Source organism: Acinetobacter bereziniae LMG 1003 = CIP 70.12, assembly GCF_000368925.1.
In the GTDB taxonomy this organism is placed as follows: Bacteria; Pseudomonadota; Gammaproteobacteria; order Pseudomonadales; family Moraxellaceae; genus Acinetobacter; species Acinetobacter bereziniae.
The window spans coordinates 1,553,592-1,577,351 of record NZ_KB849756.1; the positions used below are offsets into that span (position 1 = coordinate 1,553,592).

The 23,760-nt window shown below is 37.8% G+C and carries 23 protein-coding genes; 19 read left to right on the top strand and 4 right to left on the bottom strand.

Annotated elements, in window-relative coordinates; translation table 11 throughout:
- Positions 1–187: 187 nt before the first annotated feature.
- From F938_RS17010 to rdgB, 12 genes are all read left to right on the top strand, one after another.
- Positions 188–2,491 (top strand): TonB-dependent receptor, encoded by a 2,304-nt coding sequence (locus F938_RS17010; RefSeq protein WP_005033743.1) that lies wholly within the window; start codon positions 188–190, stop codon positions 2,489–2,491.
- Between the two features lie 418 nt (positions 2,492–2,909).
- Complete coding sequence (locus F938_RS17015) at positions 2,910–5,249, top strand: TonB-dependent receptor (RefSeq protein ID WP_005033745.1); 2,340 nt, start codon at positions 2,910–2,912, stop codon at positions 5,247–5,249.
- Between the two features lie 72 nt (positions 5,250–5,321).
- Positions 5,322–6,005 (top strand): Fe2+-dependent dioxygenase, encoded by a 684-nt coding sequence (locus F938_RS17020; protein WP_005033747.1) that lies wholly within the window; start codon positions 5,322–5,324, stop codon positions 6,003–6,005.
- A gap of 74 nt (positions 6,006–6,079) precedes the next feature.
- A complete protein-coding gene (locus F938_RS17025; RefSeq protein WP_005033749.1) occupies positions 6,080–7,180 on the top strand; it encodes an alpha-hydroxy acid oxidase in 1,101 nt (366 codons plus the stop codon).
- 277 nt (positions 7,181–7,457) lie between these two features.
- On the top strand, positions 7,458–9,155 hold the full coding sequence (gene leuA, locus F938_RS17030; RefSeq protein WP_004830180.1) for a 2-isopropylmalate synthase: 1,698 nt from the start codon (positions 7,458–7,460) through the stop codon (positions 9,153–9,155).
- Between the two features lie 410 nt (positions 9,156–9,565).
- The gene (gene metX, locus F938_RS17035; RefSeq protein WP_004830181.1) at positions 9,566–10,726 is read left to right on the top strand and encodes a homoserine O-succinyltransferase MetX; all 1,161 of its coding nucleotides are present in this window, start codon (positions 9,566–9,568) and stop codon (positions 10,724–10,726) included.
- Positions 10,726–11,319: a methionine biosynthesis protein MetW gene (gene metW / locus F938_RS17040; protein WP_004830182.1), complete on the top strand. Its 594-nt coding sequence runs from the start codon at positions 10,726–10,728 to the stop codon at positions 11,317–11,319. The genes metX and metW overlap by 1 nt, the downstream gene beginning before the upstream one ends.
- A complete protein-coding gene (locus tag F938_RS17045) occupies positions 11,316–11,912 on the top strand; it encodes a tetratricopeptide repeat protein (RefSeq protein WP_004830183.1) in 597 nt (198 codons plus the stop codon). The genes metW and F938_RS17045 overlap by 4 nt, the downstream gene beginning before the upstream one ends.
- A gap of 61 nt (positions 11,913–11,973) precedes the next feature.
- The gene (locus tag F938_RS17050) at positions 11,974–12,351 is read left to right on the top strand and encodes a DUF4180 domain-containing protein (RefSeq protein ID WP_005033752.1); all 378 of its coding nucleotides are present in this window, start codon (positions 11,974–11,976) and stop codon (positions 12,349–12,351) included.
- Positions 12,352–12,442: 91 nt separating this feature from the next.
- Entirely contained in the window at positions 12,443–12,850 is a 408-nt protein-coding gene (locus F938_RS17055) for a nuclear transport factor 2 family protein (protein ID WP_005033754.1), read from the top strand.
- Entirely contained in the window at positions 12,847–13,341 is a 495-nt protein-coding gene (locus F938_RS17060) for a hypothetical protein (RefSeq protein ID WP_005033756.1), read from the top strand. The genes F938_RS17055 and F938_RS17060 overlap by 4 nt, the downstream gene beginning before the upstream one ends.
- A gap of 74 nt (positions 13,342–13,415) precedes the next feature.
- Positions 13,416–14,039, top strand: a complete 624-nt coding sequence (gene rdgB, locus F938_RS17065) for an RdgB/HAM1 family non-canonical purine NTP pyrophosphatase (protein ID WP_005033758.1) — start codon at positions 13,416–13,418, stop codon at positions 14,037–14,039.
- Positions 14,040–14,154: 115 nt separating this feature from the next.
- On the opposite strand, the gene F938_RS17070 is transcribed toward rdgB, so the two are convergent.
- Complete coding sequence (locus F938_RS17070; protein WP_026040304.1) at positions 14,155–15,036, bottom strand: AEC family transporter; 882 nt, start codon at positions 15,034–15,036, stop codon at positions 14,155–14,157.
- A 173-nt stretch (positions 15,037–15,209) separates the two neighbouring features.
- On the opposite strand from F938_RS17070, the gene tatA reads away from it, so the two are divergent.
- The 4 genes from tatA to F938_RS17090 all read left to right on the top strand — a co-directional run bounded on the left by tatA (position 15,210) and on the right by F938_RS17090 (position 19,264).
- Positions 15,210–15,434: a Sec-independent protein translocase subunit TatA gene (tatA, locus tag F938_RS17075; RefSeq protein WP_004830191.1), complete on the top strand. Its 225-nt coding sequence runs from the start codon at positions 15,210–15,212 to the stop codon at positions 15,432–15,434.
- 17 nt (positions 15,435–15,451) lie between these two features.
- Complete coding sequence (gene tatB / locus F938_RS17080) at positions 15,452–15,919, top strand: Sec-independent protein translocase protein TatB (protein WP_005033762.1); 468 nt, start codon at positions 15,452–15,454, stop codon at positions 15,917–15,919.
- Positions 15,916–16,698, top strand: a complete 783-nt coding sequence (tatC, locus tag F938_RS17085; RefSeq protein WP_004830193.1) for a twin-arginine translocase subunit TatC — start codon at positions 15,916–15,918, stop codon at positions 16,696–16,698. Before tatB ends, tatC begins: the two co-directional genes overlap by 4 nt.
- A gap of 400 nt (positions 16,699–17,098) precedes the next feature.
- The gene (locus F938_RS17090) at positions 17,099–19,264 is read left to right on the top strand and encodes a PhoX family protein (RefSeq protein ID WP_005033766.1); all 2,166 of its coding nucleotides are present in this window, start codon (positions 17,099–17,101) and stop codon (positions 19,262–19,264) included.
- Positions 19,265–19,313: 49 nt separating this feature from the next.
- On the opposite strand, the gene F938_RS17095 is transcribed toward F938_RS17090, so the two are convergent.
- Complete coding sequence (locus tag F938_RS17095; RefSeq protein ID WP_004830195.1) at positions 19,314–20,096, bottom strand: NRDE family protein; 783 nt, start codon at positions 20,094–20,096, stop codon at positions 19,314–19,316.
- A gap of 94 nt (positions 20,097–20,190) precedes the next feature.
- Here F938_RS17095 and lgt point away from each other — a divergent pair, with 94 nt between their 5' ends.
- From lgt to F938_RS17110, 3 genes are all read left to right on the top strand, one after another.
- On the top strand, positions 20,191–21,009 hold the full coding sequence (lgt, locus tag F938_RS17100) for a prolipoprotein diacylglyceryl transferase (RefSeq protein ID WP_005033768.1): 819 nt from the start codon (positions 20,191–20,193) through the stop codon (positions 21,007–21,009).
- Positions 21,010–21,095: 86 nt separating this feature from the next.
- Complete coding sequence (locus F938_RS17105) at positions 21,096–21,470, top strand: hypothetical protein (RefSeq protein WP_010590969.1); 375 nt, start codon at positions 21,096–21,098, stop codon at positions 21,468–21,470.
- Between the two features lie 11 nt (positions 21,471–21,481).
- Positions 21,482–21,859: a hypothetical protein gene (locus F938_RS17110; protein WP_005033770.1), complete on the top strand. Its 378-nt coding sequence runs from the start codon at positions 21,482–21,484 to the stop codon at positions 21,857–21,859.
- An 88-nt stretch (positions 21,860–21,947) separates the two neighbouring features.
- Here the strand turns inward: F938_RS17110 and F938_RS17115 are convergent, their stop codons facing one another.
- On the bottom strand, positions 21,948–22,475 hold the full coding sequence (locus F938_RS17115; protein WP_005033772.1) for a hypothetical protein: 528 nt from the start codon (positions 22,473–22,475) through the stop codon (positions 21,948–21,950).
- 401 nt (positions 22,476–22,876) lie between these two features.
- Positions 22,877–23,674: a YwqG family protein gene (locus tag F938_RS17120; RefSeq protein ID WP_005033774.1), complete on the bottom strand. Its 798-nt coding sequence runs from the start codon at positions 23,672–23,674 to the stop codon at positions 22,877–22,879.
- Positions 23,675–23,760 lie beyond the last annotated feature (86 nt).

The following is a 23,760-nucleotide window of genomic DNA, read 5'->3' on the forward strand; positions in this document are numbered from 1 at the left end:
ATATTTAACAAGTATAAAAAAATTATTTCTTTCAATCCATTAACTCAAAACTAACAGCTAAATTTATTTATTTTTACTTCAAGTTTCTCTAATTCAATCGGCAAATACAATCACAAACTAATGCATAAAAAAATAAGAATTATTATTATTCGCATACAAATTTACACTACTCTTTGTGAGTTAAAGTATGTCATTTATCAAATCACGCAAAAAGATTGTTAGCAGAGCAATCGCTTCATCACTTTCAGTTATTGCAACGTCAGCTATCGCTCAGGACGAAATCGCAAAACTACCAACAATTAAAGCACAAGCAACTGCAGAACAAAGTTTAAAAGTAGATCAGTCGGCTAATACAAAATTTGTTGCCCCACTTCTTGATACACCTAAGTCGGTATCAGTTATTTCAAAAAAACTTATTGAAGATACGCAAGTCACAACACTTGCCGATGCACTTCGTACAGTACCAGGAATTACTTTGGGGGCGGGTGAAGGTGGTAACCCAAATGGTGACCGTCCATTTATCCGTGGTTATAACTCTGAAAGTTCAATGTATATAGATGGGGTTCGTAATTCAACTTCACAAAACCGTGAAATGTTTGCAGTTGAGCAAGTAGAAGTAACCAAAGGTTCAGCCTCTGCTATGGGCGGTGCTGGAACTTCAGGTGGTAGCATTAATATGATTTCTAAAGTCGCTAAAAAAGGTGACTTTCTAGAAGGTTCTGTCGCTGGTGGTACAGACAATTACCAACGTATTACCCTAGATGGAAATAAAGATTTTGGTAATGGTATTGCTGCACGTGTTGCGGTGATGGGACATCACAACGAAAAAGCTGGGCAAGATGATGGCGCAGAATACAAACGTGCAGGGATCGCGCCTAGTATTACTTTTGGTTTAGACACGCCAACTCGTGCAACTCTAAGTTATTATTACTTAAAATCAGACGATACACCCGATTCAGGTGTTCCATATAATTATGATGTTTCTAAAAAAGCAACTGTTGGCAAGCCTGTCGATGTTAAGCAAGGCATTTATTATGGTTGGTTAGATCGCGATTTCCAAAAACAGGAAAATCAAAGTGGTACATTAAAATTAGAACATGATCTCACAGAAAACCTTACGCTAAGTAATACTGCTGTTTATAATAAATCAAAAAATAATTACCTATGGACTCAACCAGATGACAGCCAAGGCAACATTGTCAATGGTAAAGTTTGGCGTCGTGTGAACACCAATCTTACAAGCACCGACAGTTTTACTGATCAATTGGCTTTAACAGGTAAACTAAATACAGGTGCTTTCAAACATAAGTTTAATATCGGTGCAGAATACTCAAAACAAGATTCTGATCGTGGAACGAATATAGTTACAGACCCGAATACATCAAAAATTGGCGGTAGTTCAAGTAATAACAATGCAAATAACGCATGTTCGCTGACAAACTCTAATGGTTGGTGTACTGATTTAAACAATCCTAACTCTCATGATGCATGGCTAGGGAAAGTAACTGCTAATCCAAATGTAACCAATATTACCTCTAAAACACAATCAGTCTATGCTTTAGATAATATTGAAATTACGCCTCAATGGTTACTCGATTTGGGTGTTCGCTGGGATAAATTCGAAACTGACATGAAATATAATCAAGATTCAGGTTCAGGCGCGACAGCAATTAAAGCTGGCACACATTATACCTCTGATAACGACTTCTTTAACTACCAATTAGGCGTAACTTTTAAGCCTGCTGAAAATGGTTCCATTTATTTAAGCTATGCAACTTCAGCAAACCCTGTCGGTGTGGATGCTGGTGATGGTTCTGAAGGAATTAGTGTTCCAGGACGTAACACCACTGATGAACAATCTCGTGCAATTAATAACTTAAAGCCAGAAGAAGTTAAAACCTATGAAATTGGAACAAAATGGGATCTGTTTGGTGATAAGTTAAATTTAACAGCAGCTATTTTCCGTACTGAGAAAGAAAATACACGTGCATTAGACACTGATGGTTTCACACGTAATATTGGTGAAACTCGTGTAGATGGTATTGAATTAGGTGCGAATGGTAATATTACCAATAAATGGGCAATCAGTGCAGGTTATACCTATCTAGATAGTGAAATCGTAGATGCTGGTTTTACAAAAAATACTGATGGAACTTATTCTCCAAGTTCAACCAATGGAAATCAAGTTCAAAACGTAGCGAAGAACTCAGCCACTCTATGGACAACCTATCAAGTGCTTCCACAATTGAATTTAGGTGTTGGGGCAATAGCGATGGATAAAGTTTACGGCGATGCTGCCAATACTAAATTTGTTCCAGGCTATGTTCGCTACGATGCAATGGCACGTTATAACGTTAACAAAAATGTTGATCTACAATTAAATCTAAACAACCTTTCAGATAAACGTTATTTCACCAAAGCCTATGCATCACACTATGCAACAGAGGCTGAAGGTCGTAATGCAGTATTGTCGATCAACTTTAAATATTAATAGTTAATACTTTAAAAATTAAATTGAAATGGCTCCTTTTCATAGGGGGCCATTTTTTTCGTATAATTTAGCTTGTTATTCCTTCAATTAAAGATAAACCTCACTGTTATTAATTCTCACTAAAAAATTATCCTATAATTTCCAATAGTTATTTTTTACCAATCATTAAAAATACACTATATTTCAGCAATATGATCAAATTCAATCAATCATATCTTCTATAGCTTTCTTTAATTATATTGAATGAATTAAACAGTTTTTCCGTATGAATAATTATTTACACACATTGTTAATGAAAATAATTATCATTAGAATTCGCAATATTGATTACATACCTTAACAATTTCTCCATTATTGCGACATAAAAGTCTTTGCGCAGTAGTGGATAAGTTCAATATGATCTGCGATGGATGCAAAAATGGCTCGAAAGTATTCTGTAAAAAACAAAAAAGTGAAAACAGTTGCATTGGCAATTGCTTTACCCAATTTAGCGTTTGCTGCTGCTGAGGAAACTCCTACCCAACTTCCAACAATTCAGGCACGTGCAGAACAAAATGCATCCTATTTAGCACCTAAAACTTCCTCGACCAAACGGACAGAAAGGGTTTTAGATACAGCTAAGACAGTACAAGTGATCACTGAAAAAGCACTTAAAGATCAAGGTTTACTTTCATTGCAGCAGGCATTAGCAACGACCCCAGGTATAAGTTTCGGTGCGGGTGAAGGTGGTGGTGGTTATGGAGATAAAATCAATCTGCGCGGATACGACGCAACCTACAACACCACGGTTGATGGTTTACGAGACGCAGCCTTAACCAACCGTTCAGATTTATTCAACTATGAAGCTGTTGAAGTCATCAAAGGCGCAAACTCTGTTGAAAACGGCGTAGGTCAAATTAGTGGTGGTGTCAATTTAGTTTCAAAAACGCCTAAAAACCGTGATAGCAATGAAATCACATTGGGATTCGGTTCAGACAATTATAAACGCTTTACTGGTGATTTTAATAAAGTTGTAGATCAAGATTTAGCATTCCGCCTAAACGTTATGGGGCATCAAAACACTTATGCTGGTCGTGATGAAGAAATGAAGCGCTGGGGAATTGCCCCTTCGGTTACATTTGGCATAAGTGATACGACCAAAGCAACGTTATCTTACCTTTATCAAAAAGATGAAAATGCCCCACAATACGGCGTGCCTTACTATAATGGCAAATCAGTCAAGGGGATTTCAGATAAAAACAGCTATGGTTATCGCAATCTAGATCAACAAAATATTGAAAATCAAGTTGTCACATTCAAAGTAGAAAGCGAAATCAGCCCTAACGCAAAACTCAACTCAATCACCCGTTATAGTGATATTGAACAAAAAGCGACTGTATCTGCACCACAGGGAACCTTCTGCTTAGCAGATGGTACATCACCAACAGCGATCACAAATACAAATCAAACAGGTTATAAGAATTGTAGTGTGACTTCTGGTTCAACGACCATTACAGTACCAAATGGTTCTTATTATATTTCTGGTCCCCGTGGCTATTATCGAGATACCCACAATAAACAATTTGCCAATGACACCAATATCAATATGCAATTTAAAACAGGAATCATTGATCATGCTGTTGTCGCTGGTGTAGGTTTTAGTCGTGAAGACTATTCAATTACAACAGCTGGGTATTTATATAATTCAAATGGTTCATCTGCTGGTAGTTCCATTACAACACCGCTTTACATGAATGTATATAATCCAGATAACTTTTGGCATGGTCCAACAAACTTCCGTAAAACAGGTGTAGCTGAAGGCTATTTAAATGTTTATTCCGCGTATGTGTTTGACACTTTAAAGTTCGGTGAACAATGGTTACTCAACCTTGGTGTACGTAATGACTATACTGATGGTCAATATCGTTCAGACACTGTTTCTACAACTACAGCAGCCGTGACTCGTGGTCAAAACTACAAACAATCTGATAATTTAATTTCCTATAATGCTGGCTTAACGTTTAAGTCAACGCCTGCAACCAGTCTGTATTTGTCTTATGCCAATGCTCAAAAGCCTGTACAAAACACTGCAAGTGGTGGATGTTCTCAAACCATTACCAATAATGCAATCACAGCAAACTCTTGTAGTACTGATCCTGAAAATGCTGTTGCCTATGAAGTTGGTGCGAAGTGGCAAGCAAATCCTAACTTCTTAATTTCTGCCGCAATATTCCGCAATGAACAGGATAAAGTCCGTGTAACCAATGATATACCGGGACAGCCTGATGCAAAATTAGATGGTAAAAACTATGTTCAGGGTGTTGAGTTTGGTTTAGCCGGTGAAATAACACCTAAATGGAACATCACAGCAAGTGCAGCCTATATGGAGGGTAAATATGATCAAACCAAAGTCAATGGTTCACCCAATATTGATTTTCAAAAAGGCGATAAGTTAGTCAATGTTCCGAAAGTTTCAGGTAGCTTATGGACCACTTATCAACTTAATGATCAATGGCAAGCTGGATACGGTTTAACCTATCAAGGTGAAATGTATTTAAGCACACGTTCAGCGACAAATAATCTTGTACAACAGATCAAATCTGATGATTATTTGATTCACAATGCCTCTGTGACATATAGCTACAACAAAGATTTAAGTTTCCAATTATTAGGACAAAACTTAAGTGATGAAAAGTACTATACCCATATTCGTAACAATGGTTGGGCGATGCCAGGTGAAGGTCGTAAAGGTGTATTTAACATTAACTATAAATTCTAAGATGTAGACAAACTATGTTAAAATTCAGCGTCTGATTGATCAGGCGCTGTTTCTTTTTTGGGGAAGAAAATCATGATTTTACACATTCCAAATTTACTCAATATGGATGAATTAAATCATTGTCGTCAAAAACTTTCTCAAGCGGAATGGATTGATGGAAAAGTCACTACAGGCTATCAATCCGCACATTTAAAAAATAATTTACAACTTTCCCAAGATTCCCAAGAAGCCTTAGAGTTAGGTCAAATCATTCAACATGCAGCGAATTCAAATCCACTTTTTTTTAGTGCTGCCCTTCCAAAAACTTTTTTGCCCCCCCTGTTCAATTGCTATCAACACGGTGGAAACTTTGGCATGCATGTCGATAATGCGATTCGTCACCATCCTCAGTTAAATCAGTATCTAAGAACCGATGTATCTTGTACTGTTTTTCTGACCAATCTTGATGAATATGAAGGTGGAGAACTGGTTATTGAAGATACGTTCGGAACACAAGAAGTAAAACTCCCCGCAGGCGATGCGATTGTTTACCCTGCCACCAGCTTGCATCGTGTTAATCCTGTCACTGAAGGTGCTCGCATTGCCTCTTTCTTCTGGGTGCAAAGCTTTGTTTCTTCGGATGCTCAACGGCGAATGTTGTTTGATCTTGATCAAAATATTCAAAAATTGGCCATAGAACTTTCTGCAACACATGAGCAAGTAATTAGTCTAACTGGGATTTATCACAATCTATTGCGCGAATGGAGTGATTTATAAATTTAATTCACAGGTTATTTGTACGGTAATTGATCAACCCATTTGTGTAAATTTGGATAAATGAGAAATCAGCAATGAATAAAAAAATCCTCCCCCCTCTCACACAAATTCCCCCCCATTTACAGACTATTGCTGATTATGAAAAGCAGGCTGAACAGCATTTAGCTGAAAATACTTGGCACTACCTTCAAGGTGGGGCGATGGATGAACAAAGTGTCAGAGACAACTTAGAACAATTTAAAAAAATTCAACTCATCCCCAGATTACTGAATGACCTCACCCAAGGTTCAACGCAATGTGAAATTTTAGGCGAAGTATTCCCTCATCCAATCTTTCTTGCACCCATCGGACATCAGCAATTGTTTCATCCAGACGGTGAGTCAGCAACAGCCCTAGCTGCTGAGGTTCTCGGAAGTAATATGCTACTCAGCACATTTACCAACACCGATATGCGCTTGATCAAGAAAGAAAATCCATTTAAATGGTTTCAACTGTATTGGCAAGGTGATCGTGAAAAATCGTTGGCTTTGGTGCGTTTAGCAGAACAACAAAACTTTAAAGCGATTGTGATCACTGTGGACTCACCACATACAGGTATTCGTGATCGTGAACGTCGTGTGAATTTTCAATTGCCCGAAGGAATGCAACATCCACACACACCTACACATATTCCTCTGCCCGAAATCTCAACAGATCAACATCCAGTTTTTCAGGGCTTAATGCAAATTGCACCGACATGGGCGGATATTGAGTTTATGATTGCTCAAACTTCTTTACCTGTGATTTTAAAAGGGGTTCTACATCCGCTTGATGCCCAAAAAGCTGTCGAAACTGGAGTAAAAGGACTGATCGTCTCCAATCATGGTGGACGTGTACTTAATAGTGCCATTTCACCACTCAAAGCACTTGAACAAATTCGTAAGGTCGTACCGAATGACTTCCCCCTACTTTTGGATGGGGGTATTCGTCGTGGTACCGATGTTTTTAAAGCGTTGGCTTTAGGTGCAAATGCGGTGCTGATCGGACGACCTGCAATCTATGGATTGTCTGTTGCAGGTGCTTTAGGGGTTGCACATGTGCTTAAAATTTTAAAGGAAGAATTTGAAATTACCATGGCATTAATGGGAACAGCTCGCATAAATGAAATCAATCAAGAATATATTTTTCAAGATTAAGCCATTCAAAGGAAATTTTTCTCTCAACTGATATTTTTTATGCAAATTAAGGAAATTATTTCCAAGACAACTGTTTTAGAATTAATCTCAAGTTAAACCATTTGCAAGTCTTCAGTGTTTAAATTTATATCGTGATATCCACGTATAATTTTTTGAAATTTACATTATTTTCACCATAAAAATACTTGTAAATTGAACAGATAGACACAATCTATATCGGTAGTAAGTTGCCTTTACCCAAGAAGCGAGCAACGACAACTACACAAGGAGTTCCCTCATGATGTTGGCTGATCCAAGTAAAAAATACCGTCGCATGTACCAGCGTGTAGACTTGCCTGACCGTCAGTGGCCAAACAACGAAATCAATAAAGCGCCTATTTGGATGAGTACCGACCTCCGTGATGGTAACCAAGCAATTTTTGAACCGATGAACATTGAACAGAAATTCAAAATGTTCCAAATGTTGGTCAAAATTGGCTTTAAACATATTGAAATTGGTTTTCCTTCAGCATCTCAGATTGATTTTGATTTCACACGCAAATTGATTGAGGAAGGTCATATTCCAGATGACGTCTATATCGAAGTTTTAGTACAAGCTCGTGATCACTTGATTGCACGTACCTTTGAATCATTGCAAGGGGCTAAACGTGCTATTGTTCACATCTATAACTCAAACTCTCCAACCTTCCGTAAGAAAGTGTTGAATGTCGATGTGAATGGTGCCAAACAATTGGCAATCAATGCTGCAACCAAAGTTAAAGAATATGCTGCAAAACAGCCTGAAACCGAATTCATTTTTCAATACAGCCCAGAATGCTTTACTGCGACTGAATTAGAAGTCGCTAAAGATGTCTGCGATGCTGTAACCGAAATTTGGGAAGCAACTCCGGATAATAAAGTTATTTTAAACTTGCCTGCGACTGTGGAAGTATCTGGTCCTCATGTCTACGCAGATCAAATTGAATGGATGCATCGTAATTTAGCCCGTCGTGATGGAGTGATCATTTCTGTACACTGCCACAATGACCGTGGATGTGGTATTGCTGCATCTGAGTTGGCGATCATGGCAGGTGCAGATCGTGTTGAAGGTTGTGTATTTGGAAACGGCGAACGTACAGGTAATGTTGACGTGGCTGCAATTGCCTTGAATATGTATACCCAAGGTGTGGCTTGCGAATTAGATTTTTCTAATATTAATGAAATTATCGCCACTATTGAAGAATGTACAGGTTTACCAGTCCATCCACGACATCCATATGCAGGCGATTTAGTCTTTACTGCATTCTCTGGCTCACACCAAGATGCAATTAAAAAAGGCTTTGAGTTCCAAAAAGACGAAGAAATTTGGGATATGCCTTATTTACCGATCGACCCTAAAGACTTAGGTCGTGATTATGATGCGGTTATCCGTGTCAACTCACAGTCGGGTAAAGGGGGTATTGCATACTTATTAGAATCAAACTACAACGTTGTATTACCACGTCGCTTGCAAATTGAATTCTCGCAAATTGTTCAGCAAGTTGCCGATGAAGAAGGTGTCGAAGTTTCAGCGCAGCAAATCTGGACTTTGTTTAAAGACACTTATGTTTCTGCAAAAGATGCTCATTATTCAGCGAAAAACTACAGACTTTCAGACGAAAATGGCAATCAGGTCATTGAGCTTGAGGTAGTCGTGAATGGAGAAAGTCAGCGTTTACGTGGTGAAGGCAATGGTCCAATTTCAGCGATTTTAAATGCACTTCAATTACCAATTGATGTCTTGAACTATGAAGAACGTAGTATCAGCTCTGGTGCACATGCCAAAGCCTTGGCATTAATTGAACTTCAAGTTCAAGGCACAGGTAAGTCAGCATTTGGTGCTGGTGTACATGACAACATTGTGACCTCATCTATTGAGGCAATAATTGCAGCGACCAATCGTTTAATTGATCAAGGGGTACTCAGCACAGATCAAGTGATCGCAGCTGCTGTATAAGCTATATCAATTAAATGACTTTAGAAAGGATACCCCTGAGTGGTATCCTTTCTTTTATCTATTGATATTGATTGATATTACACATCATGACGCAGGGATAAGTTAAAAGTGCTTTGACCATTCATTTCATCTAAATGCGATTTGGATCAACTCAATATCGATCAGCAACTATTCACAAAATATGTTTTTTGATATTGTCATTAATTGTGCAATAAAATTTGAGCAAAATTAAAGTATTGGCTGAATGATCATCATTTAAGGCATTAAAACCTAGTGGTTAAACCTAGACTAAAGTCATGTGCAGTTGAAAAATGACTTTCGTATCATTCGTTTATTCGCAATAATGATGATGTCGTTGTGAGTAACATCAATTTATTCTGCTACCTAAAATTTTAAGGTGAATATTTCCAGTGTCTTTTCCAGCTGATTCAGTGGGGCTTGTGACTCCACAAAAGTTTGAATTCGAAGAACCGTTAGAACTTGAATGTGGTCGAGTGTTGCCACGCTATGAAATCATGGTGGAAACGTATGGTGAGTTGAATGCTGACAAATCAAATGCCATTCTCATTTGTCATGCACTTTCAGGACATCATCATGCTGCGGGTTACCATCATGACGACGATAAAAAAGCTGGCTGGTGGGATGCGTGTATTGGACCTGGAAAAGCCATTGATACCTCAAAATTCTTTGTGGTCGCCTTAAATAATATTGGTGGTTGTAGTGGTTCAACAGGACCGACATCGCCTAACCCTGAAAATGAAAATCGCCCATATGGTCCTGACTTTCCTTTAGTGACTGTGCGTGACTGGGTAAGAACTCAAGCACTTCTCTCTGATCGTTTAGGAATCCAAGTTTGGTATTCAATTATTGGTGGCTCATTGGGTGGCATGCAAGCTTTACAATGGTCTGTTGATTATCCTGACCGTTTACAGAAATGCGTCATTATTGCCAGTGCGCCTAAACTTTCAGCACAAAATATTGCCTTTAACGAAGTCGCTCGTCAGTCCATTTTGTCTGATCCTGATTTTCACAATGGTCGTTATCTGGAATTAGATAGTTACCCAAAGCGTGGCTTAATTTTGGCGCGTATGGTTGGACACATTACCTATCTTTCAGAAGAAGCCATGAAACAGAAATTTGGTCGTGATTTAAAATCTGGCAAATTTATGTATGGTTTTGATGTTGAGTTCCAAGTCGAAAGCTATTTACGTTATCAAGGTGAACAATTCAGTCGTAACTTTGATGCAAATACTTATTTGATCATGACCAAAGCCTTGGATTATTTTGATCCTTCACGTGAGTACCAACAATCTTTAACCAAAGCTTTGTCCAATACCAAATGTCGCTTTTTAGTGGTGTCATTTACCACGGATTGGCGTTTTAGCCCAGAACGCTCTCAAGAAATCGTCAATGCCTTGATCACCAATCAAAAACCTGTGAGCTACTTAGATATTGATGCTGAACAGGGGCATGATTCTTTTCTGTTCCCAATCCCATTGTACGTCAAATCCTTACGTGCATTTTTAGGTGGTACTGAACACCTCAATTCAACACCTAAGGAGGCTTTGTAATGCGTATTGACCAACAATTGGCTGAAAAATGGATCAATCCTGGTGCAAGTGTGCTCGATTTAGGTTGTGGTGATGGTGAATTATTGTCACAAATGAGCAAAAAACAGCAAATTCATGCTTATGGATTAGAAATTGATCAAGAAAAGATTGCAATTGCGGTCAGCAAAGGGTTAAATATTATACAACAAGACTTAAACCTCGGTTTGGGACGCTTTGCTGACCAGTCTTTTGACTACGTCGTAATGGCACAAGCTTTGCAAGCTGTAGATGCACCTGATGTGCTTCTGCGCGATATGGTGCGTGTGGGGAAACAAGCAATTATTACGTTTCCTAATTTTGCGTATTGGAAGACACGTTCATTCCTTGCGCTGAAAGGAAAGATGCCTGTTTCTGATGCCTTACCGTATATGTGGTACAATACACCTAATATCCACTTATGCACTTTTCGCGATTTTGAAGCCTTATGTGCTGAAAATCAGATTCAAATTATTGATCGACTCGCTGTAAATGGGAACCAACAAGGGAGCTTTTTAAGTAAAGCTGTCCCAAATTTGTTCGGCGAAGTCGCTATTTATCGAGTGAGCGCTCTATGAAGAAATTATTATTAGGCAGTACATTATTTTTTGGGCTGCTCAGTATTCAAGCCCATGCGGACTATGTACCGCAGCAACAACAATCTGTTTCAGCGATGGCAGCTCAGTATGCACATATGAATGTTTCAGATTTACAAAAAGCAGCGAAAGCTGGACAACCAGCAGCACAATTTTATTTAGCAACACATTTCCAAGCCGGTACTGGTGGTGTATCTAAAGATCTTAAACAAGCATTTACATGGTTTAAAGCGGCAGCTGACCAAGGTATTTCTGCGGCTCAGTTAAATGTAGGTCGTATGTATGCTGACGGTTTAGGTGTTGCTAAAAATGAAACATCTGCACGCCAATACTTTGAAAAGGCAGCAAGCCACGGTGACAACCGTGCGAGCTTTAACCTTGCAGTCATGGAAGAACAAAAGAAAAACTACATGGGTGCGTACCAATGGTATGAACTTTCTACACGCGATGGCATGTTAGACAATAAAGTGATCAATATGTCTCAAAGTAAAAAAACGGCTTTGGCTGCGAACTTAACTCAAGATCAAATTCGTACAGCAACACAACGTGCAGATCAATGGATTCAAGCTCAATAAGCTTGAAAAAATTATAAAGCACCTTCGGGTGCTTTTTTTATGCAACAACGAGTAGTTACAAATGGCACATATGCTTCAACTTTTTCATAACACACGAATTTTAATTATTCCTCAAAATGAGGCTACAACGTATTCATTGCACAATATCAATGACCTGTTGAGTTTGGCATTTGCTGAAAATATAGCGCTGATTGCATTGCCTGTAACATCTTTAGAAAAGTGCTTTTTTCAATTGGAAAATAGAATTGCAGGCGAATTCATCCAAAAATTTGTCAATTATAAAATTCGTTTAGCCTTTGTAGGAAATATTGAAAAATATATCCATAACAGTAAGGCACTCACAGATTTTGTTTATGAATCAAATCATGGAAAGGCATGCTGGTTTATAGAAAACTATGCTGAATTGGAACATAAGCTCAAACAAGAATTAAAAAACTAGTTTAAGTGGATAACACTTCGTGCATAACAAGGCTCATTTCAATCAGCACTGATTGTCAGACTTTTAAATATTTCAATAGGAGTTCAACATAATGCAAGAAACGCTCGCTCAATTAATCCAATTTGAATCCCAATTACATCATTCTGAGCGACGAAACCATAAAATATTGGATCAGCGCTTGCACCCAGAGTTCAAAGAAATCACAAAATCAGGTCGGATCATAAAAAAAAGCCAAATGCTTGAAGCACTTTTAAATGATCTAAACACTGATATGATTCATGCACAAGACTTCGAACTACAGCAACTCTCTGCTCATAGTGCTTTGTTGACTTACCTCAGCTATCAAGTCGATACCAATACTCAAGTAAAATATAATTCAGCTTTACGTGCTTCGATCTGGGTAATGAATGATCAGCAAGTATGGCAAATGATTTTTCATCAAGGTACGCTTTTGCATTTGTCCGCTGAGTCAGATTCTTCTATACATGGAAAAATATGAATAAGAAAAAATATTATGCTTCACATCGTCAAATGCTTCCACTGGCAATTTTTACTGGTATTTTTGCCTGCCCATTTTGGTACGCTACCCTACTCCTCATTATTGAACTGTTTGAATTTAAGAATGGTGTTAAAAGTCTTTATTTAATTTTTGTCATTGCATTATTGGCAAGTTTTTCATATTTTTTGAGTCGAAAAGCAGTTTTACTATTTAAAAATCAATCCCCTATTCTAGTTTTGACTCAGGATAAAATCCGAACCATCGAATTCAAAGGCAGAAGTGTCATTAAGAAAGAAGTTTTGTTGCATGATATTGCTCAAATAGAACTCAAAAAAACATTCTTGGATCGTCATTATTATTTACGCTTGATCATGAAAGACCAAAGTATCCAAAAACTCAATCTGAGTTCAGGGCTGATGCGTAATGATGACATCGTTGAGCTTAAGCAAGCGCTAGACTATTACATCCCTCCTCGCGCAAAACAGCTCTAATCATCAAATTTAGCCACATTTTAATTCACAGATTCAGTTAAAATAGCATTATTTTAACTTTCTGAGTTTGGATCATGTCATCTAAAGATTGGTTATCCCAAGGAACACTGGTACTTGCCAGTAATAATAAAGGCAAAATTGCTGAGTTTGAAAAACTGTTTGCTGAATTGGCTTTACCTGTTGACGTGATTCCTCAAGGTCAGTTGAATATCGAAGATGCGATTGAAGATGGCTTAAGCTTTATTGAAAATGCAATTATCAAAGCGCGTCATGCAAGCCGTATTTCAGGTAAACCCGCAATTGCAGATGATTCTGGGATTTGTGTTCCTGTATTAGGTGCTGCGCCAGGAATTTACTCAGCACGTTATGCAGGTGAACACGGCGATGATGCAGCAAATAATGCAAAACTACTCGAAAATCTCAAGCCGTTGCGAAAAGAGAATCAGGTGATCGAAGCCATGTTTGTCTGCGTATTAGCATTAGTTGAGCATGCGGATGATCCTTTACCACAGATTTTCCAAGGTATCTGGCAAGGTGAGGTGCTAGAACAAGCCCGTGGTGAAAATGGTTTTGGTTATGATCCACTGTTCTGGTTACCAGAGTTGGGGATTTCTAGTGCAGAAATGAGCAAACAAGACAAAAATAAAATAAGTCATCGTGGTCAAGCGATGCAATTATTTAAAGCCAGTTTGAAATAAAAATTACCTTTGAAAATTCCTCCCCTACTTTAAAATGAGGGAGGAATAAAATTTATAGACGCACAAATAAATCATGAGGCTTTTCAAAGCCTTACAAATTAACAAAAATAAAGAATTAGAATGATAAAAAATGAATCAACACACCATATAAGACACATATCACACAACTGACTATTGTTCCTGAAGCAATATACTTTGCTGAAATACCCGTTCCTTGATAGTGCGTTTCTAAAGCCACAATATTGGCGGCTGGAGGTAAACAAAATAGTAAGAACATCACACCGATATAGTCATGAATCTGCGGAACTGGTAAAAAGAAATACGCTAAGCTACATAAGATCATCCCACAAAACAGTTTCAGTATTGCCAGTCGAGTACTGATCAATAAGTCGTCCACATGCACTTTGGTTTTTCTTAACCACATCCCCAATACACACATCCCCGTAAAGCTCATACTCCACTTAGAGGCGTTATATATCCAATCCACCCATTGCTGGGTTTGAAAGTGTTGCACATCGAAACAACGTAAAAGTCCTGCAATAATTAAAGCAATCACGGGCGGTGATTGAAGCACTTTTTTAAACAGTAATACTTTAGATTGAGGCGCTGAGCTTACAGAGGTCACAGCCCATGAGTTGCCAAAAATCGAAACACCGATATAAAGCGGAATCATGACCATACTATGCTCAGCACCAAAAATTGCTAAAGCGATTGGAAAGCCTAACCATGCCATATTGGTATAACTAAAACATAGCGATGCCAAACGATCTTTCGAGCGTTTTAAGTAAACAAAGAAAAGGATAAAGCACGAGAAAAAGGCAAATAGAATTAAAGCAATACTGCCCGATTTATAAAAAACCATATTGTAGATGATGACAATCGGGATAAAGACACGTGCCAGCAATAAAGACATCATCGTCTTTAAATTCATTGAAAATTTGCTATTCGCCAGTATTAACCCACAAATAAATGACAGAACTGGAAATAACAAAGACACACTATACCCCTTATTCTCAAATCATGATCATACTAGCACTTTCCAAAATCGATAGTGTTTAACATCGCAAAATATTTCAAAAATATTTTCTGTCTTTAAATTGAAATATTAATGTCACTTTTCTGTCACGGATAACTGTTGTTATAGCTCTAAATAAAATAGGAGTTAAAACTATGGCTGGATTATCGATTTGGCATGTACTTATTTTTGCAATCGTGGTGATTTTACTATTTGGTACATCGAAACTGAAAAATTTAGGTAAAGATGTTGGCGGTGCAGTAAAAGATTTTAAGAAATCAATCAAAGATGAAGAAGCGACCCAAGCTTCAATCACTGAAACTCGTACATTAGAGCATCAAACGACCAATACTGATGTGAACTCTACTGTAAAACACTAATCGGTGAGGCGTAGATCATGTTAGATGTTGGATTTTCAGAACTGTTAGTTTTCGGGATCATTGCGCTTTTGGTATTGGGACCCGATAAGCTTCCTGAAGCTGCTCGTTTTGCTGCCAAATGGTACAGTAAATTTAAACGGGCGATCACAAGTGTCCAAAATGATATCGATCGTGAGTTACGTCTTTCTGAGTTTAGAGAGCAAATGCAACAAGAGATGCAGAAGATTCAAGAACTTGAACAAAAAATGCAAGCTCAGATACAAGAGCTACAACAACAAAAAATCGCGATAGAACAAGAAACCCATGCTGAACAGCTAGGTCAAAAAAATCTTTTAGCAACATACCATTACCATAAACTAGAAACTCAGGTTCCTTCTATTTATATGTTAAATCATGGTTTAAATCAGCAAAGTTGCATGATGCCAGCTCCACAAATTGTTCCCATCGAGATGGTCTCAGCACCACAACTTAAGGTAGCCGTATGACGGATTCACTCGCGCCTCAGGTACAAGACAGCGCATCGACAGAACGTCCCCCTTTAGATGCAATGCCGATTACACAACATCTCATGGTGTTGCGTAAGCATCTATTTAAAATTGTGGGTGCATTAATTCTGATCTTTTTTTGTTTATTGCCTTTTGCCAATAAAACCTATATTGCTCTATCGGAACCATTAAGAAAGCAATTGCCTGCAACATCAACCATGATTGCAACGGATGTCACTGCAACATTTATGGCACCATTTAAGTTGAATTTTTTTATTGCACTGATGCTCGCTATGCCCTTTATTATTTATCAACTTTGGGCATTTATTAAACCGGCACTGTACGAAAAAGAAAAGAATCTAGCATTTCCACTCTTATTTGGCAGCATTATTCTGTTTTATTCGGGTATCGCATTTGCTTATTTCGTTGCTTTACCCTCAATTTTACACTTTTTCATCAGCGTCTCTCCTGAAACAGTTGCACCGATGACTGATATTAATAGCTATCTAAGTTTCTGCTTAAAGCTGTTCTTGGTCTTTGGTCTAACCTTTGAAATTCCAATTATTACTTTAGTTTTGATTCTTATTGGCTTCGTAACCACGAAGACATTGGCTGAAAAACGTCGTTTTATAGTGGTCGGCTGCTTCTTTGTCTCGATGTTTATTACTCCACCAGACGCAATATCAATGATTATGTTAGCCATTCCAATGTGGATGTTATTTGAACTCGGCTTATTACTCGGTAAAATGATCGAAAAGCGCAAAACTGCAGATGTCTAAATCATAAAAATAAGAAAATATTCAACACTCAAATGGCTTTTAAAAGCCATTTTTTTTATTCTTAAAATTTATCTGACCATCTCCCCCTCAACAATCAAAAGATATATCACCTAATTTTTATTCTTAATATTTAAAATAATTTGGTTAAAACTTAGTGAGTATTAATATTTTACACCGAATAAATTCTCACTATTAAATATAGATCATAAATTTAATGTATAAATTAACAACAAATTACTCAACATTTATCTCTTTGTGACAGCCCTATTACTTTCTTAAATTAATATTAAATTTAACCAATATTAAATATAAAAGTAAGAGAGTTTACATATTAGTTCGCTATGTTTTTAAGCTGAATCAAAATCACATTTCATCTAAAGTTAAAGCCATAGGGAATCTTATGACAGACCTCACGCCATATCATGAAGATCAAGAGTTAGATAACAATACTTCGAATAACATTCATTTCCGTGACATCTTAGAACAACGGATTTCTCGTCGTAGTTTAATTACCAAAACAGCCAGTGGTGCAGCTGCATTAGCTTTAGCATCTAGCTTGACAGGTTGTAATGATGACGATGACAACCATTCAAATACAGATAGTTCGGTAAAAAAACCAGAAAAACTCAGCTTTACACCTGTTGCAAAAAATCTGAATGATATCGTTACTGTTCCAGCAGGCTACGAAGCTACAGTTCTTTATGCGCTCGGAGATCCACTGACACAAAACCTTGCTGAATGGGATGACAACAACGTTCCTTCAGGCGTGAGTTTCACTGCACGATCAGGGGATTGTCATGATGGGATGAGCTATTTTGGTTTAAATTCCAGTACAGCTAAATATGATGCAAAAGCATCAAATAGGGGTTTACTGGTAATGAACCATGAATACATCAACCAAACTTTTTTACATCCTAAAGGTGCAACAAGAGTCAATGGTCGTCGTCCAGAAGATGAAGTTATTCGTGAAATGAACGCACACGGCGTATCCATTATTGAATTAAAAAAAGATGCAGCTACTCAAAAAGTGGATATTGTTAAAAGTTCTCCATTTAATCGCCGTATTACCGCATCTACAGTGATGGATTTTGCGGGCATTGTTGCAGGTTCAGATTTAATTAAAACCAAATATTCACCGTCGGCAAAGCAAACACGCGGTACGCATAACAACTGTGGTAATGGTTATACACCATGGGGAACCTATCTCACCACAGAAGAAAACTTCATTGGTTATTTTGTGCGTAACAAAGGGGATGATACAAAGCGGACTGCTTCTGAAATCATTGCACTCAATCGCTATGGCTTAAAAGATGGTGCAAGTTCTCGTTATGGCTGGGAAACGGCAATTGGTGCAATCGAAAGTCAAGATTTATATGATCGTTGGAATTCGTCTATTACCGCAGAGACTGCTGACAAAGATTATCGTAACAGCGCCAATACTTTTGGTTGGATCGTAGAAATTGACCCATTTGATAGTCGTTCAAACCCAGTAAAACGGACATCATTAGGTCGTTTTGCGCATGAGGATTGTCGTGCCAGTCGTTTAATCGAAGGCGAAAATTTGACTTTCTATATGGGTGATGATTCACGTGGCGAATACATTTATAAATTCGTATCGGATGCCAAATGGGACGCCAAAGATGTCAATGGCGGTTATCGCGCTGGTGATAAATATATGAACAGTGGCAAACTTTACGTAGCCCAGTTCAACAATGATGGTACGGGTAAATGGATTGAGTTGGCATATGGAAAAAATGGTTTAAATGATACCAACACGGTGTATCCATTTAAATCTCAAGCGGATGTCACAACATTTGCACGACTTGCTGGTGATGCCGTCAAAGCGACTAAAATGGATCGTCCAGAATGGGTTGCAGTGAATCCTGAAAATGGTGAGGTCTATGTCACGCTTACGAACAACTCAAATCGTGGTACAACACATGCTTTAGATGCCGCCAACCCGAGAAACTATAGTGATCCTGAAGGCGGTAAAGGCAACGTCAATGGTCATATTATCCGCTTCCATGAGAAAGATAATAAAACCACAGCAGAAAGCTTCACTTGGGATATTTATCTATTTGGCGCTGAAGCAAAAATGGCGAGCAACATTAACCTTTCTGCGTTGAATGATAATAATGATTTGTCTTCACCAGATGGCATGTGGTTTGACCCTCGTGGTGTTCTTTGGATTCAAACCGATGATGGTGCTTATACAGATACAACCAACTGTATGATGCTTGCCGCATTGCCAGGTAAAGTCGGTGATGGTACAAAAGCAATCACCTCAGCGGGGCAAGAAACCATTTTTGGCAAGCAAGTGACCGATGAGAATCTGCGTCGTTTCCTTACAGGTCCAAAACAATGTGAAATTACGGGTGTGACCATGACTCCGGACTACAAAGCGATTTTCATCAATGTTCAACATCCTGGTGAAGACTCACCAAGCTTTGATAAACCTTCAAGTCACTGGCCTGCATCACAAAAGGATGCGAATAATAAAGTTGCTCGTCCACGTTCAGCAACTGTCGTGATCACACGCAAAGATGGTGGTGTGATTGCAGGTTAAATAAGTATTATGCTTTTAAAGCCATGCAGATTTAGTTTTGCATGGCTTTTTATCTTTCAATATTACACTTAACTTCGACCAGTTCCCCCAAATGCTCACCTTGTTGCGTTTTTTCAATCCAGTCCAGCTCAGAGAGACCAATTCTTAAAAAATTTGAACAACGTGTGCCATAGACTGGACTTTGTATAAATGTTGAAGACAATAATGCTTCCATCTCTGCATTGATCCCTGTATTTGGAAGTAAATCTGGAATAACTTTGCGCTCATCCTCCAAAATATCCCAAACTGCATGCTGTAAATCTGATTCAAGAATAGAAGTGACTTGTAGCATAGGTAAAAATTCTTGGGTAAATCGTTTACGCAAATGCTTAGTTTTCTCCCAATCATCAGACATCAATCCATTGGAAACCACAAATACGCCTTGCGATAAAACTTGTGGGGCTTCACCACGATTACTCATATACACAGCTTGATGTTGATCACCTACAAATAGATTAAAACCCGCATAGTCTCGCTGCCGTTGTTCAAGTGCTTGGGCAAAACGGATAGGTGTTTGCTCAGATTCTAAAAAACTTTGAACCAAATCTCCGCGCGTGGTGGGATAAGTCTGTTTATCTGCTCCATCGCGATAATTGGTCACTATCGCCCATCGCCCCTGTGGAGTAACGCCCATCCATGTTCCACCCGACTGTAAATCTTGTCCTGCAATTATTCCGTGTTCTGACCACTGTTGTAATTGAGTACTCGGACGATGATAGAATTCATCGCGATTGGAGATCAAACATACAGGTAAGTCATCTAAAACCTGCCAAGCCAACGCCACAATACACATAAAGCACATTCCATGAAGTTTACACACTGAATGTACAACATTTTTAATATCTTTCAGCTAAAATCTGTGCAAAATAGAAAATCAAGGATTAGGAATGCTCACCTACCCGAATATTGACCCGGTTGCAATATCACTGGGTCCAGTCAAAGTTCATTGGTATGGACTCATGTACCTTTTGGCATTTTTATGTGCCTGGGGACTTGCCAACTATCGTGCCAAACAACGCGATCACTGGAATGCCGAAATGGTTTCCGATCTAGTGTTCTATGGTGCACTTGGTGTCGTCTTGGGTGGTCGGATTGGCTATGTCTTATTCTATGAGTTTGATAAATTCTTAGCAGACCCAATCTGGCTTTTTAAAGTTTGGACAGGCGGTATGAGTTTCCATGGCGGATTCCTTGGGGTAATGATTGCCATGCTGTTATGGTGTCATAAGTATAAAAAGACTTGGTTTGAAACACTTGATTTTATTGCACCTTGTGTACCAACAGGCTTAATGTTTGGTCGTATTGGTAATTTTATTGGTGGTGAATTGTATGGACGTCAAGTCTCTGATCCTAACTTTGCCTTAGGGATGATTTTTCCAACTGACCCATTGCATTTAGTTCGCCATCCTTCACAAATTTATCAAGCATTATGTGAAGGTTTATTGCTGTTCCTTATTCTTTGGTTCTACAGTGCCAAACCTCGTCCACGTTATGCAGTTTCTGCAATCTTCTTAATGGGTTATGGTTGTGCGCGTTTCTTTATGGAGTTTTTCCGCGAACCAGATGCAGATCAGGGCTATATCTTGTTTGGTTGGATGACCAAAGGTCAAATCCTTTCATTCCCTATGATTCTTATAGGCCTATGGATGATTTGGTATGCATATCAAAAGAAAATCTTTGATTGGGGACCACAAAAAAACACTTAAGCATTTCTGTTTAAGTTTTAAAAGGTGAAGCGATGCTTCACCTTTTTTATGCTAAATTAGAAAGGTCTAATTTTAATGAAATTACTATGCTTGAATTTTGGTTTGATCCTAAAGTCTCAATCACCAAGAAATTAATTTTCTTCATCTTATCCGCAATACTCAGTATTGGATTATATTGGTATCAACCTTTAACTATCGATAATATTTTGCTTTTTGCTGGCACAGGACTTATTTTTTTGATCTGTCGTTACTGTAAAATTCATTTTGCTGCGAAAAATCCAACTGGACTATTCTATCGTTTATTGACATGGATTCCCTTAGCTTTGCTCTTGGTCTTGATTTTCAAAAATATGAATCAGGGTGAAATTTTAATTCCAGGCGCACAAGGCATCGGCTTTATGGTTTTGGCAGTATGTATTTTTTCCCCGTTGTCGTTACTTAATAAAAATACACCACAGTAAGTATCTAAATAATGTTAGATTTTTGGTATTCCTCACGTTGTACACGTGAAATTAAATTAATCAGCTCAGTTTTGACCTGTGCAATCATTTATTATTGCGCTTCAATTGAAAAATTAAGCCCTATTTTCACAGTCGTGTGCTTATTATTGGGCGTATTGATTCATATTTTGTTCCAATTGCGCTTAAAACTTTCCACAACACCCCCATATGCTCAGGGATTTAAAATTCTTTTTTCTATTTTCCCAATTTTCGCTTTGTTGCTGATTTTGTTTTTATTGCCGCCATCACATAAATTATGGATATCAATTCAAGCGGTGGGTTTTACTGCATTGGGTCTATTTATTGTATCGATCTATCAAAATCGTGCTAAACGATTTGAATCAGATTGATCAAATCAAAAATACCCAATAAAAAAGCAAAGGAATGATTTCAAACTTGCTTCTGTATTGGGTATTTTGAGAAAAGTGGGCGAATCAACTAGGCTTCAAGACGATAATATTCATATGTCACATTGGGATCTTTATAAACATCATAACTACGTTGTCTGAAATCAGAAACCCATTGTGTACCTGTAAAGCCGGCTATATGCCCATAGCGATGACGGCTTGTACTGTTAATGATATAAATATCACCTTCTTGCGGATTATCAAAATCTGGGCGGATTTGTTTATAACCAATTTCTGTCAGAGTTGAACCCCAATCTGATGCTGCTACCGGATGATCAGAAAAACGGGCACCTGCTGACTCTAATGCAATCCGCACATATCTTGCACAACGATGTGCTGTAGTGCTTCGTGACATGCTAACGAGTTTTTCGGTGAATTTACCAATATCGATTAAACTTTCTTTCTTGAACGCTTCAGTTTGATTTTTTAAATTTTCAAAGGCTTTGCTTTTTAGGTATTCTTCTGGTCGAAAATTATTATTTTGATTTTCCGATCGAATCTGAATATGAACCGTGGGATTCACGTATTCATTCATATTAACATTGTGGTCGTAAATCATGTACTGTCCTCAAACTGCCCTTTTGAATTGATTCAAACCACCTTGTTTAAACCAATAACAACTTTTCACAAGCCATGAATACTAATCAGCAAATCTTAAAATGTAGACTTAAAACATGTAAAAAAATATGTAAGTGTTAATAAATCTCATTTGTGTGCTTTCAACTTACTGAAACTTTTGAGATTAGCTTAAAAACAGGCAAGGATTGTTTGATCAAAAAATAAGCACAAATAATTTTATTAGCCGTATTGGTAAAACTTTTTCTTAATTTAATCAATATATTAAACTGTCAATTTGGTCACATTTTTTGTTTTTTATTGGCACTAAAACTAAATCATTAACATCGCTATTTATCTCAAAGCTGATGCAAAACATCAGCTTGTTCGCTCACCAAAAAATACTTAATAACAATCCCAATTGTAAACAACTTTAGAAAAATCTCTCTTGGCGAGATCGTCGGGGTGGATAAAGAAATTCCCTACTCCCGAATCACCCCACATGATATCTATTTCACCTGCATCATCTGTATCAATTTGCAGTAATAGCACATAGTCTTGAATCGACTCATTGTATTCACGTGGATCAGTTTGAGTAAAAAATGGGTACCCACCTAAACGATGCCCACTCGCTGAAATGACTTCGGTATATTCATCACAGAACTCCTCCTCATCATCTCGGTCATAAGGATCAGTCACTTTTTCAGCAAAATCAAAGTTATTCATATCGATATAACTTTCAGATTTCTCAAACTGAATCGCGGCTTGACCTGCAATCGGGCTATAAATATCATCTCCATCAAAACTTGGAAAATTTGTTTGCAAATTTGCAGAATCATGTTCAATGCTGTCATGAAAGATGATTTTAAAACCATCTTGCTTTTGCTGATCATCAAAATCCATTCCATATAAGTCATCATGTGGATTGATAAAAAATTGCAAAATCCCAGATTGGGGATAAATATTATTTTCTGGTAATTCAGCAAAATTGATTTGCGCCAATAATTGTAAATTTTCGCCTTCTGAGCTTTGCGGATATTGCTGCACTAAAGGTAAATAAGGATGTCCGCCAACCTTACTCTGCCAAATTTCTAAATGCTCAGCAGGCAGTAATGATATTTCGATGCTGTCTTTTTTAGTTGCCGCAATTTGTTGTTTATACGCTTGTAAAGCTACTGGAAGTTCATTCAAATTTATACTCATTTTCAAATTCTCTAAATATTCGATTAAAGTCACAAACAGAAAAATATTCTTTGTTAAAAACAAAGCCAGATTAGTATAAACTCTGA

Excerpts from the sequence above, each read along its gene's own strand:
- F938_RS17010 (WP_005033743.1), top strand. The coding sequence starts at position 188 with ATGTCATTTATCAAATCACGCAAAAAGATTGTTAGCAGAGCAATCGCT.
- F938_RS17015 (WP_005033745.1), top strand. The coding sequence starts at position 2,910 with ATGGCTCGAAAGTATTCTGTAAAAAACAAAAAAGTGAAAACAGTTGCA.
- F938_RS17020 (WP_005033747.1), top strand. The coding sequence starts at position 5,322 with ATGATTTTACACATTCCAAATTTACTCAATATGGATGAATTAAATCAT.
- F938_RS17025 (WP_005033749.1), top strand. The coding sequence starts at position 6,080 with ATGAATAAAAAAATCCTCCCCCCTCTCACACAAATTCCCCCCCATTTA.
- leuA (WP_004830180.1), top strand. The coding sequence starts at position 7,458 with ATGATGTTGGCTGATCCAAGTAAAAAATACCGTCGCATGTACCAGCGT.
- metW (WP_004830182.1), top strand. The coding sequence starts at position 10,726 with ATGCGTATTGACCAACAATTGGCTGAAAAATGGATCAATCCTGGTGCA.
- F938_RS17045 (WP_004830183.1), top strand. The coding sequence starts at position 11,316 with ATGAAGAAATTATTATTAGGCAGTACATTATTTTTTGGGCTGCTCAGT.
- F938_RS17050 (WP_005033752.1), top strand. The coding sequence starts at position 11,974 with ATGGCACATATGCTTCAACTTTTTCATAACACACGAATTTTAATTATT.
- F938_RS17055 (WP_005033754.1), top strand. The coding sequence starts at position 12,443 with ATGCAAGAAACGCTCGCTCAATTAATCCAATTTGAATCCCAATTACAT.
- F938_RS17060 (WP_005033756.1), top strand. The coding sequence starts at position 12,847 with ATGAATAAGAAAAAATATTATGCTTCACATCGTCAAATGCTTCCACTG.
- rdgB (WP_005033758.1), top strand. The coding sequence starts at position 13,416 with ATGTCATCTAAAGATTGGTTATCCCAAGGAACACTGGTACTTGCCAGT.
- tatA (WP_004830191.1), top strand. The coding sequence starts at position 15,210 with ATGGCTGGATTATCGATTTGGCATGTACTTATTTTTGCAATCGTGGTG.
- tatB (WP_005033762.1), top strand. The coding sequence starts at position 15,452 with ATGTTAGATGTTGGATTTTCAGAACTGTTAGTTTTCGGGATCATTGCG.
- tatC (WP_004830193.1), top strand. The coding sequence starts at position 15,916 with ATGACGGATTCACTCGCGCCTCAGGTACAAGACAGCGCATCGACAGAA.
- F938_RS17090 (WP_005033766.1), top strand. The coding sequence starts at position 17,099 with ATGACAGACCTCACGCCATATCATGAAGATCAAGAGTTAGATAACAAT.
- F938_RS17095 (WP_004830195.1), bottom strand. The coding sequence starts at position 20,096 with ATGTGTATTGTGGCGTTGGCTTGGCAGGTTTTAGATGACTTACCTGTA.
- lgt (WP_005033768.1), top strand. The coding sequence starts at position 20,191 with ATGCTCACCTACCCGAATATTGACCCGGTTGCAATATCACTGGGTCCA.
- F938_RS17105 (WP_010590969.1), top strand. The coding sequence starts at position 21,096 with ATGCTTGAATTTTGGTTTGATCCTAAAGTCTCAATCACCAAGAAATTA.
- F938_RS17110 (WP_005033770.1), top strand. The coding sequence starts at position 21,482 with ATGTTAGATTTTTGGTATTCCTCACGTTGTACACGTGAAATTAAATTA.
- F938_RS17115 (WP_005033772.1), bottom strand. The coding sequence starts at position 22,475 with ATGATTTACGACCACAATGTTAATATGAATGAATACGTGAATCCCACG.
- F938_RS17120 (WP_005033774.1), bottom strand. The coding sequence starts at position 23,674 with ATGAGTATAAATTTGAATGAACTTCCAGTAGCTTTACAAGCGTATAAA.